The sequence below is a fragment of the Amycolatopsis sp. NPDC005003 genome (genome assembly GCF_053600695.1).
Map to the genome: position 1 here is coordinate 1 of NZ_JBSGAI010000097.1, position 13621 is coordinate 13621.

A 13621-nucleotide genomic window follows, 5' to 3' on the forward strand; every position below is an offset into this window, starting at 1 on the left:
TTTTGTGTGTTATTTTGGGTTCTAACCCTAATTACCACTCACGACAACCTGCACCGAGGCTGAGCCGCGTACGACGAGGTCACTCGCGCCGGGCGCACCTCTCAGGCGCCCGGCAGGGGATCGGGCTCGGCGGGCGTCGCCGGGTCCCACGGCTCGAACAGCGGCGGCCGCTTCTCCAGGAAGCTTTCGACACCTTCCTTGAAGTCGGGGTGGCCGCGCAGGTGGCCCATCCAGAACCGGATCGCCGTCACGCGGGACTCCTCCAGGGAGCTCTCCCAGCTCTCGTAGACCTGCCGCTTGATGGTCCCCATGGCGACGGGCGAACTGGTCGCCGCCAACGAGTTCGCGTACTCCAACGTCTTGGGCATGAGGTCGGCAGGGGCGAACACCCGGTCCGCCAGGCCCAGCGCGACCGCCTCCTCGCCGAGCACGACGCGGCCCGACAGCAGCAGGTCCAGCGCCCGCGAGGTGCCGATCAGCCGGGGGAGGGTCCACGCCAGCCCGTGCTCGGCCATGATGCCCCGCTGGACGAACGCCGTGGTCAGCTTCGCCGTGGCGGAGACGAACCGCAGGTCGCAGTTGAGCGCGGCGATCAGGCCGATCCCGGCGCAGGCTCCGTTGATCGCGGCGATCACCGGCTTGGCGATCTTCGTCGGCGTGGTCATCGGCTGCCGCAGGTGGGGGTTGGTCGAGACGCCGGTGGCCACCTGGTCGGCGAGCGCGGCCGTGTCCATGCCGGGGCAGAAGCTGCGGCCCGCGCCGGTGACCACGACGACCCGGACGTCCGGGTCGCGCTCGGCTTCGCGGAGCAGGTCGTAGTACCGGTTCTCCAGCTCGACGGACCACGCGTTGTGCCGTTCCGGCCGGTTCAAGGTCAGGACGGCGACGCCGTCGGCCACGGTCCGGGTGACGATTTCGCTCATCGGGCGCTCCTGTCCGGTCGGGGTTCGCGGGGCATGCCCAGGGCCGATTCGGCCAGGATGTTGCGCTGCACCTCCGAGGTGCCGGCGTAGATCGTGCCGGACACCGCGTGCAGCCACACCGTCGACCAGGACGCCGTCGAGTTGGGTGCGCCGGGGTCGTCGGTGCGGTAGTGGCGGAGCGGGCCGCGGCCGGTCGGCACCATCGACTCCGGCCCGAGGATGTCCATGGCCAGCTCGGTGACCGCCCGGTGGTGCTCGCTCCAGTAGAGCTTCGACACCGACGCTTCGGTCCCCGTCGGCTCGCCGCGCAGCCACCGCGTCAGGACGCGGTTGCCGAGGTGGCGCATGATCTCGGCGCGGCTGTAGCACCGGGCGAGCCGCTGCCGGACGACCGGGTCGCCGTCGACGCCGCGTTCGCGGGCCAGCGCGATGAGCCGGTCGATCTCGGCGCGGAACATGATCGGGTTGGTCGCCGCTTCGTCGCCGCGTTCGAGGCCCAGCAGGCTCATGGCCACCGCCCAGCCTTCGCCGACCTCGCCGACGACGTTCGCTTCGGCGGTGCGCACACTCGTGAAGAAGACTTCGTTGAACCCGGTGTCGCCGGTGATCATGGTGATCGGGCGGATGTCCACTCCGGACTGATCGAGGGGTACCAGCAGCATCGTGATGCCCCGGTGCCGTCCGGCGGCCGGGTCGGTGCGGGCCAGCAGGAAGATCCAGTCGGCGCTCTGGGCCTGTGACGTCCACACCTTCTGCCCGTCGACGACCCACTCGCCGTCCACCAGCGCGGCCCGGGTGCGCAGGGCGGCCAGGTCGGAGCCGGCGCCGGGTTCGGAGAAGCCCTGGCACCACTTGTCCTCGCCGCTGATGATGCGGGGGAGGAAGTACCGCTTCTGCGCTTCGGTGCCGTACCGGAGCAGCAGGTTGCCGATCATCTTGATGCCGAAGACGTCCTGGGACCCGCTCGCCGGGAGGCCCGCCTTGGCCAGCTCCTCGACGAGGACCACCTGCCGCAGCCGGTCCAGCCCGCCGCCGCCGTACTCGACCGGCCAGGCGGGGGCCAGGTAGCCGTGCTCGGCGAGCACCTGCCGCCACTGCTCGACGAACACCTTCGCCGCGTCGGTGTCGAGTGAGCCGAGGCCGTGCCAGTCCGGGGGGACGTTGGCGGCGATGAACGCCCGCACCTCTTCCCGGAACTGCTGCACCTCGGGTGGGTAACTCAGGTCCACGGTGGGCCTTTCGTCAAGGGGTGAGGGCTCGGCGCACGACCTTGCCGTTCGGGTTGCGGGGGAGCGCGGGGACGAACTCCCACAGCTCGGGCACCTTGAACCCGGCGAGCGTCGTCCGCGCGAAGGCGCGCAGGTCGGCGGTGTCCGGTGGGGCTGCCGGATCGCGCGGGACGACGAACGCCTTCACGGCCTCGCCGACCCGTTCGTCGGGCACCCCGACCACGACGGCCTCTTCGACGTCGTCGTGGCGAGTGAGGGTCTGCTCGACTTCGAGGGGGTAGACGTTCTCCCCGCCGCGGATGATCATGTCGCCCTTGCGGCCGGCCAGGAACACGTACCCGCGCTCGTCGATCCGGCCGAGGTCGCCCGTGCGCAGCCACCCGTCGGCTCCCGGCGCGAACAGGTGCGCGCCGCGCGCCCACACCTCGCCGATGCCGTCTTCGTCCGGTTCGTGCACCGTCAGTTCGACTTCTCCGACGGGCGTCCCGACGGACTTCAGCAGTTCTTCGTCGCCACCCGCCGCCCGCTCGTGGTCCTCGGGGGACAGGCAGGTGAGGGGTGCGCCCTCGGTCTGTCCGAAGAGATTCACGAAGGCGACGCCGGGCATGGCGGCCAGGGCCCGGCGCAGTGTGCCGGGGTGGATCGGGGACGCGCCGTACTGCAGCAGGCGCAGGGTGGGGAGCGCGAAGGCGTCCGCTCGCAGCAGCATCTCGATCATCGACGGCACCGCCTGCGCGTGGGTGACGCCGAGGCGGCCCAGGTTCTGCCAGGCGTCCACGGTGAACCGGGGGAACGTCACGATCCGGGCGCCCGCGGCCAGCGCCACCGCGAACGCGCCGAGGCCGCCGATGTGGTGGAACGGTGAGCTCGCGCTGTAGACGCTGCCGGCGTCGAGCCGGGTCAGCCGGGCGTTGACGACCGCGCGGGCGCCCATCCGGTCCTGCCGGACGGCGACCCGCCGTGGCCGCCCGGTGGTGCCGGACGTGTGCAGCACGAAGGCGATGGCGTCCGCGGCGGCCGACAGGGGCGGGGGCGTCGCCGAGGCCAGTTCTCCGACCTGCACCAGGTCCCGCCCACAGGCCCCGGCCAGTGCGCGGCCGAGGTCCATCGAGCCGGGTTCGCCCAGGATGACCGGGGAGTCGAGGTCGCCGACGCAGTCCGCGAGTTCGGCCACCGTGAGCCGCGGGGACAGGGGAGCGACCGGCCGCCGGGTCACCGCACCGGCGATGACGACCGCCATGGCCTCGGGCCGGGTCGTCATCAGCGCCGGGACGACGGTGCCGGGCGGGCAGCCTGCCCGGTCGAGCAGGGCCGCCGCGCCGCCGATCCGCCGGCCGAACTCGGTGCCGGTCCAGCCGGCGCCGGGATCATCCCCCGGGACGACCAGGACCCGGTCGCGGCCGGCGTCGACGGCCTGGGCCACGAGGTCGATCCACAACGGTGTCATCCCTGTCCTCCGCGCTCAAGTCGCTCTATTATCTATATCAGTTAACTGATAGGAGGCCAAGTGAACCGCTCGCTGACCGACCGTCTCGCCTGGCTGATGGACCTGGAACGCCTCGAGGGGGACGTCTTCGTCGCGGCGCCGTCGGGCCGCTCCGCCCGGATGTTCGGCGGCGAGGCCGCCGCGCGCGCCTTGGCGGCCGCGCAGGGCACCGTGTCCGCCGATCGTGCGGTGCACGTCGCGCAGGCGAGTTACCTGCGTGCCGGGGATCCGTCGGCCCCGCTGTGGCTTCGCGTCGCCCGGCTGCGCGACGGTCGCGCGTTTTCCCAGCGCCGGGTGGACGTCGAGCAGGACGGCAAGCTCATCTTCACCGCGATGTTCTCGTTCCACACCGGTGCGGCGGCGTTCGAGCACCACGACCGGATGCCGGTGGTGCCCGCGCCCGAGGAGCTCGGCGGCGTCGAGGGCTGGACCGAGGCGGCCGCCGTGTGGCCGCAGTGGCTCCTCGGCGATCCGTCGGTGGAGCTGCGGCCGGTGCCGGCCGCCGGTGGGGACCCGGCCGGCACCCGGGCGCTGTGGTACCGCGCCGCCGGGCCGGTGCCGGACGATCCCGCGGCGCACGCGTGCCGGTGGCTCTACGCCAGCGACCTGACCCTGGTCGCCTCGATCCGGCTGCCGCACGAACGCGGCTCGCGCAAGACGTGGCTGATGACCTCCCTCAACCACACGGTCTGGTTCCACCGGCCGTTCCGGGTGGACGACTGGCACCTGCTGGTGCAGCGTTCGTCCCGTGCCTGTGACGGCCGCGGTCTCGCGTCCGGGAAGGTCTTCACCCGTGCTGGGGAGCTCGTGTCCAGCCTCGCGCAGGAGGGGCTCGCTTCGCCGATCCCGCCGGTGTATAAATAGCCAAATAGGTTAGATAATTAGAAGGGATGTCCGACGTGACAGACGACGGTGAAGCCCCGCTGCTGGCGGCCGGACTGACCTGGGACAAGATGACGCCGGGCTCGGCCTTCCGGACCTCGGCGCGGACCATCACCGAGACCGACCTGGTCAACTTCGTCGCGCTGGGTGGCTTCACCGAGCCGTTGTTCTACGACGCCGGGCACGCGAAGGCGGGCGGCTACGCGGGCCGGCTGGTCCCGGGCGGGCTCGTCTACATGTTCGCCGAAGGGCTGGTCCTGCAGACGAACGCGCTGCACGGCACCGGGCTGGCCCTGGTGCACGTGGACCTCGACATCGCGGAGCCCACCTACGTCGGCGACACGCTGCACGTCGTGGTGCGGACGGTCGAGTCGCGCCCGTCCAGGAAGCCGGGCCGCGGGGTCGTCACCAGCCGCTGTTCGATCCGCAACCAGCGCGGCGAGGAGGTCGCGGTGTACCGGCCGGTCCGGCTCATCCGCGGCGCCGACTTCGCCGAAACGGGGGCGTGAAGTGGCCGACGACGCCGTGCTGGTCACCGCCGACGGTCCGGTCCGGGTGCTGACCCTCAACCGGCCGGACACGCTCAACGCGTTCGACGCCGAGCTGCACCACGAGCTGCCCCGGGTGCTGGCCGACCTGAGCTTGGACCGCGACGCGCGCGCGGTCGTGCTGACCGGCGCGGGCCGTGCCTTCAGCGCGGGCGGCGACCTGGAGACCTTCGAACGGCACGCCAACGACCTCGAGGAGCGACGGCGGACGCTGCGCGTCGGGCGGCGCCTGTTCGACGAGCTGGTCGGCCTGCACCTGCCGGTCGTCGCCGCCGTCAACGGCCCGGCGGTCGGCCTGGGCGCCACCCTGGTCACCGCCTGCGACATGGTCTTCATCGCCGAGCACGCGTTCCTCGCCGACCCGCACGTCACGGTGGCGCTGGTCGCCGGGGACGGCGCCGCGGCGACCTGGCCCCTGAACACGGGCCTGTTGCGGGCCAAGGAGTTCCTGCTCACCGGTGACCGGGTGCCGGCCGCGACCGCCGTCGAGCTGGGGCTCGCCAACCGGGTCGTGCCCGCCGAGTCGCTGCTGGCCGACGCGCTCGCGTTCGCCCACCGGCTCGCCGCGCTGCCCCCGCAGGCGATCCAGGACACCAAGGCGGTGCTCAACCAGTGGGTGCGCCAGGCGGCGGTCTCGGTGCTCGGCTACGGGCTGGCCGCCGAAAGCCAGTCGCACGACACCGCGGAGTTCCGCGCCGTCCCGGAGGCGTACCGCGCGCGGTCCGCCCGCAAGTCCTGAGCCCGGAGGTCAGCCGTGCGGTTCGCGCTGGACAAGGAGCAGGAAGAGCTGCAGTCGGTGGTCCGGGAGTTCCTGGCGGACTTCTCGCCGGAGCCGGTAGTGCGGCGGCTGATGGCGCCCGACGAATTCCATGATCGTCCCATGTGGACGAAGATGTGCGGCGAGCTGGGTCTCGCCGGACTGGCCGTGCCGGAAGAATATGGCGGCGCCGGGTACACCTTCGTCGAACTCGGTGTCGTGCTGGAGGAGCTGGGCCGGGCGCTGGCGGTCACCCCGTTCCTCACCTCCGTCGTCATGGCGACGACCTTGCTGCTGGCCACCGACGACGAAACGGCCAAACGCGATTACCTGCCCGGGCTGGCCGACGGGCAGCTCATCGGCACCGTGGCCCTCGCGGAGGACGCCGGGCACTGGACGAGTGAAGGCGTCGGGATGCGGGCCACGCGCGCCGGTGGAGGCTGGTTGCTCGACGGGCACAAATCGTTCGTGCTGGACCTCATGAGCGCGGACCTCGTGCTCGTGGTCGCGCGGGCCGGCGCCGGTCTCGGGGTGTTCGCCGTCGAACCCGGGGCTCCCGGGCTGCTCCGGCAGCCGTTGCCGGTGCTGGACCAGACCCGCAAGCAGGGGCGGCTGACCTGCGCCGCGACGCCCGCCCGGCTGATCGGCGGACTCGAGGACGGCTGGGCCGCCGTCGACCGGATGCTGGACCTGACGGCCATCGCGGTGAGCGCGGAGATGCTCGGCGGCGCGCAGCGGACCCTCGAAATGGCGGTGGACTACGCCGGCGTCCGGGAGCAGTTCGGCCGTCCGATCGGCTCTTTCCAGGCGGTCAAGCACAAGTGCGCCACCATGCTGGTGGAGGTCGAGGCGGCCCGCTCGGCGGTCTACTACGCGCTGTGGGCCGCCGCGACGGACTCGTCCGACCTGGCCGCGACAGCCAGTCTCACCAAGGCGTTCTGCTCCGACGCCTACCTGCTCACGGCGGGGGAGAACATCCAGCTCCACGGCGGTATCGGCTACACCTGGGAACACCCGGCCCACCTGTACTTCAAGCGGGCGAAGAACAGCGCCCTGTTCCTCGGCGGGCCGGACTTCCACCGCGAACAACTCGCCCAGCGCATCGGAATCTGAAACCCGACAACGAAGTCCGGAGAAGCCCATGACACTCAACGCAGAGCCCGAGAGTCGGTTGTACATCGACGGGGAATTCCGCGAAGCGGACGGCGGTGGGCGGTTCGAAGTCCTGAACCCGGCCGACGAATCGGTCGTCGGCACCGCGGCCGACGGACAGGCCGGTGACGTCGCCGCCGCGGTCGGGGCCGCCCGGCGGGCCGCCGACGAGACCTCGTGGCCCGCCGATCACGCCTTCCGCGCGCACGTCCTGCGCCAGTTGCAGGAGGCGCTGCGCGAAGAACGCGCGGCGGCCGCGTCGATCCAGATCGCCGAAGCCGGCACCCCGGTCTCGGACATCGCCGCGCACATCGACGTGATGATCGAGGACATGTCGTTCTTCAACGACCTGGTCGAACGGTTCCCGTGGGAGCGCGACTTCGGCCCGCACCAGGGTGTCGGGCCGCTGAGCAACCGGCGCGTCCGGTACGAGCCGTACGGCGTCGTCGGCGCGATCACGCCGTGGAACGCGCCGTTCATGACCGACCTCTGGAAGATCCAGCACGCGCTGGCCACCGGCAACACGGTCGTGCTCAAGACGGCCCCGGACACCCCGCTGACCGGCGCCTTCATCGCCAGGATCGCGCACGAGCGGACCGACCTGCCGCCCGGCGTGCTGAACGTGATCAGCTCGCGCGACAAAGCGGTGGCGGGGGAGGCGCTGACCGGCGATCCGCGGGTGGACATGTACCACTTCACCGGCTCGCCGGCGGTGGGGCAGCGGATCTACGAGCGCGGCGCCGCCGGCATCCGCAAGGTCTGCCTGGAGCTGGGCGGCAAGTCCGCCAACATCATCCTCGACGACGCCGACCTGGCCGTCGCCCTCCCGATGAGCATCGGCATGTGCATGTCGAACAGCGGGCAGGGCTGCGCGCTCGCGACCCGGCTGGTCGTCCACGCCTCCCGGTACGACGAGGTGCTCGACGCGCTGACCGTCGCCGTCAAGGCGCTGCCGTGGGGCGACCCGACCGATCCGGCCAATTTCGTCGGGCCGATCATCAACGCCGCCCAGCTCGCCCGGATGGAAGGACTGGTGGACCGGGCTCGGGACGCCGGCGCGCGGGTCCCGGTCGGTGGCCGCCGTGGCGACTCGCCGACCGGTGGCCGAGGGTTCTGGTACGAGCCGACGGTGGTCGCCGACGTCGACGAGAACGCCGAAATCGCGCAGACCGAGGTCTTCGGTCCCGTGTTGACCGTGGTTCGCTACGACGGAGATGACGACGAAGCGGTGCGGGTCGCCAACAACTCCCGTTACGGGCTCTCCTCCTACATCCAGACCCAGGACCCCGAGCGCGCCCTGCGGCTGGCGAACCGGATGAAGGCCGGGACGGTCAACATCGGTCCGTCGTTCTACCTCTCGCCGGACACGCCGTTCGGCGGCTACGGCATCAGCGGCGTCGGCCGGGAGCACGGCGAGGACGGCTTCCGCGAGTACCTCCAGGCCAAGACCATCGCCACCCCGGCCTGACCGGGCACGCTTCCCGGTGCCCCGTCCCGTGGTTGACGGGGCGGGGCACCGGGAGTTCACGCCGGCTCGGCGCCGATCACGCCTTCGTCCCGGAGTTCCGCGATCTCGTCGTCGGTCAGTCCCCAGTCGCGCAGGGCGGCCACCGAACCCTCGCCCGGCCGTGGCGGCGGCCCCGCGATCGCGCCCGGCGTGCGCTGCAGGCGTGGCGCCGGGGACGGCTGCACCACACCGAACGCCGTCGTGAACACCTCCCGGGCCCGGTTGTGCGGGTGGGCCGGTGCCTCGGTCAGGCTCAGTACCGGCGTGACACAGGCATCGGTGCCGTCGAACACCTTCTCCCACTCGTCCCGGGTGCGGGAGCGCAAGACTTCGGCGATGATCTCGCGCAACGCCTCCCGCTGGGCCGGGTCGTCGCGGTCGGGGACCGCTTCCGGATCGAGACCCAGCAGCTCCAGGAACTCCGTGTAGAACTGCGGCTCGGCGGCGGCGACCGCCACGAACCGGCCGTCCGCGGTCTCGTGGACGTCGTAGTGCGGGGAACCGCCGTCAGAGAAGTTGACCCCGACGTCGTCCACCCAGCGGTCCTGGGCGAGGAACCCGTGCAGCATCGCGGTGAGCGAAGCCACCCCGTCGACCATCGCCGCGTCGATCACCTGGCCGAGGCCTGATCGCGAGGCTTCCAGCAGCGCGCAGACGACGCCGAAAGCGAGCATCATCCCGCCGCCGCCGAAGTCGGCGACCAGCCCGGGCGGGGTGGCCGGTGGCTGCCCGCGCCGGGCGAAGAGCCGCAGGGCGCCCGAGAGCGCGAGGTAGTTGAGGTCGTGACCGGCGGCCGCTGCCAGGGGGCCGTGCTGGCCCCAGCCGGTCATCCGGCCGTAGACCAGGCGCGGGTTGCGGTGCAGGCAGACGTCGGGGCCGAGGCCCAGCCGTTCCATGACGCCGGGCCGGAAGCCCTCGACGAGCACGTCGGCGCGTTCGGCCAGCCGCAGGACCGTTTCCGGGCCGCCGGGCGCCTTGAGGTCGACGACCACGGACCGCCGGCCGCGGTTGAGCACGGCCTTGGCCGGGTCGCCCTTGAGGGTGGACACCGGGCGGTCGACGCGCAGGACGTCCGCGCCCATGTCGGCCAGCATCATGGCGGCATACGGCGCCGGGCCGAGCCCGGCGAGCTCCAGCACCCGGATCCCGTCCAGGGGGCCAGGCATCAGCCGAGCCGCTCGATCAGGGTGCCGGTGCCGAGGCCGCCGCCGCAGCACATGGTGATCAGCGCCCGCCGGCCGCCGGTGCGCTCGAGTTCGTGGAGTGCCTTCGTGATCAGGATCCCGCCGGTGCCGCCGAGCGGGTGGCCGAGCGCGATCGCGCCGCCGTTGGGGTTGACGCGGTCGAGGTCGATGCCGGTTTCCCGCTGCCAGGCCAGCACCACCGAGGCGAACGCCTCGTTGATCTCGACCAGGTCGAGGTCGTCCGTGGTCAGCCCGGTGCGCTCCAGCAGCTTGCGCGTCGCCGGGATCGGGCCGGTCAGCATCAGTTCCGGGTCGCTGCCCACCAGCACGGAGTCCACGATCCGGGCCCGCGGCCGCAGCCCGAGCTGCCCGGCCCGCTCGGCGGTCATCAGCAGGACCGCCGAGGCGCCGTCGGCGATCTGCGACGACGAGCCCGCCGTGTGCCGCGCCGGGGTGCGGTCCGGCAGGTTGGGCTTGAGCGTGCCCAGGACCTCCAGGCTGGTCGGACGCGGGCACTCGTCGGTGTCGAAGACCGTCGCGCCCTGCTCGTCGGGCACCTTGATGGGGACGATCTGGTCGCGGAAGCGGCCCTCGGCGATGGCCTGGGCCGCGCGGTGCTGGGACAGCGTCGCGAAGGCGTCCAGTTCGGCGCGGTCGAGCACCCAGCGCTCGGCGATCCGCTCGGCCGCTTCGAACTGTGTGGTGGCTTCCCAGTGCTCGGTGTACCGGCCGTCGCGGCTGTCGCCGAGCGCGGCGATCGTGCTCGAGCCCATCGGCACCTGGCTCATCGACTCGACCCCGCACGCGACGGCGATGTCCGACAGGCCGCCGGCGACCAGCCCGTGGGCGAGGGTGTGCGCCTGCTGCGCGGACCCGCACTGGACGGTCACGGTGCTCGCCGGGACCTCCATCGGCAGTCCGGCGCCCAGCCAGGCGTTGCGGGCGACGTTGCCGCCCTGCTGGCCCACCTGGCCGACGCACCCGCCGACGACCTGGCCCACCAGCGCGGGGTCCAGGCCGGTCCGGTCGAAGAGCGCGGCGAGGACGTCGCCCAGCAGCTCGGGGGCGCGGTAGCCGGAGAGCGTGCCGCGGCGCTTCCCGACCGCCGACCGGACCGCCTCGACGATGACCACCTCGGTCACGGGTACCTCCTGGGTTCGGCGAGTATCGGGTAGATTGTAGCAATCAGATTAACTATCTAACTGATAAGCTTCGAGCGAGACGGCGCCGACTCCGGAGGCAGACGATGATCCAGACGCGTTTCACCGAGGTCTTCGGTGTCCGGCACCCGATCGTGCAGGGCGGGATGCAATGGGTCGGCACGGCGCCGCTCGTCGCCGCCGTCGCGAACGCCGGCGCCCTCGGGCTGCTCACCGCGCTGACCCAGCCCAGTCCCGAGGAACTGGTTCGCGAGATCGGCCGCTGCCGCGACCTGACCGACCAGCCGTTCGGCGTCAACCTCACGATCCTGCCGAGCATCAAGCCGCCGCCCTACGCCGAGTACCGCGCGGCCATCGTCGAGTCGGGGGTGCGGATCGTCGAGACCGCCGGGTCCAACCCGGAACCGCACCTGCCGCACTTCCACGAGGCCGGGATCAAGGTGCTGCACAAGTGCACCAGCGTCCGGCACGCGGTCAAGGCGCAGGCGGTCGGCGTCGACGGCGTCAGCATCGACGGCTTCGAGTGCGCTGGTCACCCCGGTGAAGACGACATCCCCGGCCTGGTGCTGATTCCCGCCACCGTCCGCCGCCTCGACATCCCGGTGATCGCCTCGGGCGGCTTCGCCGACGGCCGCGGGCTGGTCGCCGCGCTGGCGCTGGGTGCGGACGGCGTCAACATGGGCACGCGGTTCCTGTGCACCGCCGAGGCGCCGGTGCACGAGCGGGTCAAGCAGGCCATTGTGGACGGTGACGAGCGGGCCACCGAACTGATCTTCCGCCCGCTGCGCAACACCGCGCGGGTGGCGCGCAACAAGGTCAGCGTCGACGTCGTGCGGATGCTGAACGAAGGTGCGCAGTTCGCCGACATCCGCGACCTGGTCGCCGGGGTGCGCGGGCGCGAAGTGTTCCGGACCGGCGACCTGGACGCCGGGATCTGGACGGCGGGCTGTGCGCAGGGACTCATCGACGACGTCCCCACCGTCGGCGAGCTGGTCGGCCGGATCGTCGACGAGGCCGAGAAGCTGATGGAGGCGGGACTGCCCGCGCTGATCTCGCGATGACCGGGGACTTCCGGGTGTTCGCCATCCGCTACGCCCACCGCGACGACGTCACGGCCGCCGAGGTCTTCCACCACGCCACGCCCGCCGACGAACCGCGGGCGATGGCGTACTACTTCTGGCTGGTCATCGGACCGGCCGGGACGTTCCTGGTGGACACCGGCTTCGGGTGCGAGGTGGCCCGGAAACGCGACCGGGAAGACTGCCTGCGCGGCGACCCCCTCGACGCGGTGCGCGCGCTGGGGGCCGACCCCGAACAGCTGACCGACGTGGTGCTCACGCACCTGCACTTCGACCACTGCGGCGAGCTCCACCGGTTCCCCCGGGCCCGGTTCTGGGTGCAGCGGCGGGAACTGGCGTTCTGGACCGGCCCGGCGGCGAGCCGCCCGTCGTTCCGCCGGGTCGTGATGAGCGAGGACATCACCGAGGTGGTCGCGCTGAACCTCGACGGCCGGGTGCGTTCGGTCGACGGGGACGTCGAGGTCGCGCCCGGGCTGTCGCTGCACCTGGTCGGCGGGCACACCGCCGGCATGCAGGTGGTGCGGGTGGAGACCGGGCACGGCGTGGTCGTGCTCGCGTCGGATGCCGCCCACTACTACGTCAACCTCGAAGCCGACCGGCCCTATTCGGCGCTGGACTCGGTGAGCGGCGCGCACGCCGCGTTCGACCGGCTGCGCGAGCTGGCCGGGCCGGGCGGCCACATCGTGCCCGGCCACGATCCCGCGGTCCTGCGGCGCTACCCCGTGGCCGGGCCGTACCTCGACGACGTGGCCGTCGAGCTGACCCCTTTCGAGCGTGAGGAGCTGCGTTGATGAATACAGCGGTGATCGGCCTGGGCACCATGGGCGGGGCAGTGGCGGAACGGCTCCTGTCCAGCGGTTTCCCGGTGCTCGTCCACGACATCGACCCGGCCGCCGTCGCCCGGCTCGTCGAGCTGGGGGCCACGGCGTGCGACCCGGCGGGCGCGGGAGCGGCGGACGTGATCGTCACCAGCCTGCCCAACGACCGGATCGTCCGTGACGCGGTGATCAGCAGCGGCGTCCTCGAGAGCTGGGCGGGCCGGGTCCTGGTCGAGCTGAGCACGACCCTGCCCGACACGGTCAAGGCGGTCGCCGACGCGGCCCGCCCGCACGAGGTCGCGGTCGTCGACTGCCCGGTCAGCGGCGGCCCGGGCGAAGCCCTCGCCGGCAAGCTCGTCCAGCTCGTCGGGGCCGAGGGCGACGCCCTGGAACGCGCCCGGCCGGTGCTGGAAGCCCTCGGCTCGATCGAACACGTCGGCGCGGTCGGCCACGGCAAGACGGTGAAGCTGCTCAACAACCTGATGGCCATGGGCAGCATCGTGGTCGCCGCGGAGGCGTTCACTCTCGGCGTCCGGCTCGGCCTGGACCGCCACGAGCTGTTCGACGTGCTCAGCCGCTCGGGCGGCCGTTCGTTCCACTTCCTCAAGCGCTGGCCGTACGCCCTGGCCGACGACTACCACGCCCGGTTCGCGGTGGCCCTGGGGGAGAAGGACATCCGCCTCGGCCTGGAACTGGCCCACCAGAGCGACTACGTGATGCCGGCGGCGAGCATCGTGCACCAGATCTTCGAGATGGCCCGCGCCAAGGGCCTCGGCAACGAGGACGTCGTCGCCGTGCTGAAGGTTTACCAGGAATGGGCCGGGTCGTGAGTGGTAATTCGGGGCGTGCCGAAGCTCATCTGGTCGCGGCCGGCGGCGAACGCCGAAAACACGTAG

13 protein-coding genes are annotated in these 13621 nt (G+C 72.0%); 8 read left to right on the plus strand and 5 right to left on the minus strand.

What is annotated here, in order from left to right; translation table 11 throughout:
• Positions 1 to 101 precede the first annotated feature (101 nt).
• Genes ACWED2_RS47665 through ACWED2_RS47675 form a run of 3 tightly spaced genes read right to left on the minus strand, consistent with a single transcriptional unit; the run spans position 102 to position 3599 of the window.
• Entirely contained in the window at positions 102 to 923 is an 822-nt protein-coding gene (locus ACWED2_RS47665) for an enoyl-CoA hydratase-related protein (RefSeq protein ID WP_449697115.1), read from the minus strand.
• The gene (locus ACWED2_RS47670; protein WP_449697116.1) at positions 920 to 2128 is read right to left on the minus strand and encodes an acyl-CoA dehydrogenase family protein; all 1209 of its coding nucleotides are present in this window, start codon (positions 2126 to 2128) and stop codon (positions 920 to 922) included. The genes ACWED2_RS47665 and ACWED2_RS47670 overlap by 4 nt, the downstream gene beginning before the upstream one ends.
• A gap of 37 nt (positions 2129 to 2165) precedes the next feature.
• Entirely contained in the window at positions 2166 to 3599 is a 1434-nt protein-coding gene (locus ACWED2_RS47675) for a class I adenylate-forming enzyme family protein (protein ID WP_449697117.1), read from the minus strand.
• 60 nt (positions 3600 to 3659) lie between these two features.
• On the opposite strand from ACWED2_RS47675, the gene ACWED2_RS47680 reads away from it, so the two are divergent.
• The 5 genes from ACWED2_RS47680 to ACWED2_RS47700 are packed head-to-tail and all read left to right on the plus strand — an operon-like array spanning position 3660 to position 8445.
• Positions 3660 to 4502: an acyl-CoA thioesterase gene (locus tag ACWED2_RS47680; RefSeq protein ID WP_449697118.1), complete on the plus strand. Its 843-nt coding sequence runs from the start codon at positions 3660 to 3662 to the stop codon at positions 4500 to 4502.
• A 26-nt stretch (positions 4503 to 4528) separates the two neighbouring features.
• On the plus strand, positions 4529 to 5029 hold the full coding sequence (locus ACWED2_RS47685; RefSeq protein WP_449697119.1) for a MaoC family dehydratase: 501 nt from the start codon (positions 4529 to 4531) through the stop codon (positions 5027 to 5029).
• Between the two features lies 1 nt (position 5030).
• Positions 5031 to 5807, plus strand: coding sequence for an enoyl-CoA hydratase/isomerase family protein (locus ACWED2_RS47690; protein ID WP_449697120.1), 777 nt, complete (start codon positions 5031 to 5033; stop codon positions 5805 to 5807).
• A 15-nt stretch (positions 5808 to 5822) separates the two neighbouring features.
• Entirely contained in the window at positions 5823 to 6938 is a 1116-nt protein-coding gene (locus ACWED2_RS47695; RefSeq protein ID WP_449697121.1) for an acyl-CoA dehydrogenase family protein, read from the plus strand.
• A 28-nt stretch (positions 6939 to 6966) separates the two neighbouring features.
• Positions 6967 to 8445 (plus strand): aldehyde dehydrogenase family protein, encoded by a 1479-nt coding sequence (locus ACWED2_RS47700; protein ID WP_449697122.1) that lies wholly within the window; start codon positions 6967 to 6969, stop codon positions 8443 to 8445.
• 56 nt (positions 8446 to 8501) lie between these two features.
• Here the strand turns inward: ACWED2_RS47700 and ACWED2_RS47705 are convergent, their stop codons facing one another.
• A complete protein-coding gene (locus tag ACWED2_RS47705) occupies positions 8502 to 9650 on the minus strand; it encodes a CaiB/BaiF CoA transferase family protein (protein ID WP_449697123.1) in 1149 nt (382 codons plus the stop codon).
• Positions 9650 to 10810 carry a thiolase family protein gene (locus ACWED2_RS47710; RefSeq protein ID WP_449697124.1) on the minus strand — a complete coding sequence of 387 codons (1161 nt, stop codon included), beginning with the start codon at positions 10808 to 10810 and terminating at the stop codon, positions 9650 to 9652. Before ACWED2_RS47710 ends, ACWED2_RS47705 begins: the two co-directional genes overlap by 1 nt.
• 104 nt (positions 10811 to 10914) lie before the next feature.
• Here ACWED2_RS47710 and ACWED2_RS47715 point away from each other — a divergent pair, with 104 nt between their 5' ends.
• Genes ACWED2_RS47715 through ACWED2_RS47725 form a run of 3 tightly spaced genes read left to right on the plus strand, consistent with a single transcriptional unit; the run spans position 10915 to position 13555 of the window.
• Positions 10915 to 11889, plus strand: coding sequence for an NAD(P)H-dependent flavin oxidoreductase (locus ACWED2_RS47715; protein WP_449697125.1), 975 nt, complete (start codon positions 10915 to 10917; stop codon positions 11887 to 11889).
• On the plus strand, positions 11886 to 12698 hold the full coding sequence (locus tag ACWED2_RS47720; protein ID WP_449697126.1) for an N-acyl homoserine lactonase family protein: 813 nt from the start codon (positions 11886 to 11888) through the stop codon (positions 12696 to 12698). Before ACWED2_RS47715 ends, ACWED2_RS47720 begins: the two co-directional genes overlap by 4 nt.
• On the plus strand, positions 12698 to 13555 hold the full coding sequence (locus ACWED2_RS47725; RefSeq protein ID WP_449697127.1) for an NAD(P)-dependent oxidoreductase: 858 nt from the start codon (positions 12698 to 12700) through the stop codon (positions 13553 to 13555). The genes ACWED2_RS47720 and ACWED2_RS47725 overlap by 1 nt, the downstream gene beginning before the upstream one ends.
• The last annotated feature ends 66 nt before the right edge of the window (positions 13556 to 13621 follow it).

Bases quoted from the DNA above. Each gene is read 5' to 3' on its own strand.
- ACWED2_RS47665 (WP_449697115.1), bottom strand. From the start codon at position 923: ATGAGCGAAATCGTCACCCGGACCGTGGCCGACGGCGTCGCCGTCCTG.
- ACWED2_RS47675 (WP_449697117.1), bottom strand. From the start codon at position 3,599: ATGACACCGTTGTGGATCGACCTCGTGGCCCAGGCCGTCGACGCCGGC.
- ACWED2_RS47685 (WP_449697119.1), top strand. From the start codon at position 4,529: ATGTCCGACGTGACAGACGACGGTGAAGCCCCGCTGCTGGCGGCCGGA.
- ACWED2_RS47700 (WP_449697122.1), top strand. From the start codon at position 6,967: ATGACACTCAACGCAGAGCCCGAGAGTCGGTTGTACATCGACGGGGAA.
- ACWED2_RS47705 (WP_449697123.1), bottom strand. From the start codon at position 9,650: ATGCCTGGCCCCCTGGACGGGATCCGGGTGCTGGAGCTCGCCGGGCTC.
- ACWED2_RS47715 (WP_449697125.1), top strand. From the start codon at position 10,915: ATGATCCAGACGCGTTTCACCGAGGTCTTCGGTGTCCGGCACCCGATC.
- ACWED2_RS47720 (WP_449697126.1), top strand. From the start codon at position 11,886: ATGACCGGGGACTTCCGGGTGTTCGCCATCCGCTACGCCCACCGCGAC.
- ACWED2_RS47725 (WP_449697127.1), top strand. From the start codon at position 12,698: ATGAATACAGCGGTGATCGGCCTGGGCACCATGGGCGGGGCAGTGGCG.